General features: G+C 44.7%; 2 pseudogenes. Both read left to right on the top strand.

From position 1 onward, the window contains the following. Nucleotides 1-285: pseudogene (locus tag ACFIK6_RS10055) on the top strand (lytic transglycosylase); the annotation flags it as partial. 12 nt (nucleotides 286-297) lie between these two features. Beyond that, nucleotides 298-875 (top strand): annotated as a pseudogene (locus ACFIK6_RS10050) (phage tail protein); the annotation flags it as partial.

Below are 875 nucleotides of genomic sequence, written 5' to 3'. Positions count from 1 at the left end.
AGCAATGCGGTTGGCTTGAATGGTGGTAACAACGCTATGCGTGCAAGTGATTTTGTCAACCGTGTGTTGCAGATGTACGGTGGGAAGAAGTCTTATGGTGCACGCCCTATTGTTTTTGGAGGCTCTGTACCAGCACAGGGGAACAGGGATAATTTTCTCGAGGTTTTAAGAGCCTTACTTTCATCAGAGCAAGAGGCATCAGAAGAAGCTGATGAGAGATCTGATGATAATCCTTTGATGACGCAATTCATGCGGGCGTTTTACGGACCGTTTTACCGGAATTAGGATTCACGAGAAATGTCAACGATTTATGATTGGTCGCTTAGAGCGGCGGATAATACGCGCGTGGATGATTTGATTGATTGGTCAGAAGGACAGCATCCTAGCAGTGTGAACACGAGCGCCCGTGTGATGATGCAAAGGATAAGTGAGTATTTGTCAGACACGGGTGGAGAGCTTGAAGGGGTTGTTACAAATGATCATGTCCAACAAACGAGTGTGATAAGGCTTGCAAGCACCTCACGGTTTTTAGAGTATAAGAATGGTATCGTTTTGCGCTTTATGGCGACGGGTAAGAATGTTGGAGCAACCACGATTGTCTTAAATACTTTAGATGGCAAGCCGGTTTATAAAGCAACGGAATTAGGGGTTGGTCCTTTATCAGGGGGCGAAATCCAACAAGGGTGCATTTATACATTGGTTTATAATGGAGATCATTGGCATCTCGTTAATCCTACCTCTATCCCTTTGGAAGAAGAAAGCAGTCTTTATCCCACGGGTTTCATAGGAACCTTTGGAATGCGCGGGATTCCAAAGGATTGGTTAATTTGCGATGGGAAGGCTTATTTGCGTCGTGATTATCGTGATTTATTTGA

The sequence above is a fragment of the Bartonella sp. AS69XJJH genome, assembly GCF_042195585.1.
GTDB lineage: Bacteria > Pseudomonadota > Alphaproteobacteria > Rhizobiales > Rhizobiaceae > Bartonella.
Note: the sequence above shows the minus strand (reverse complement) of the source record. Positions and strands in the feature narration are given on the sequence as shown.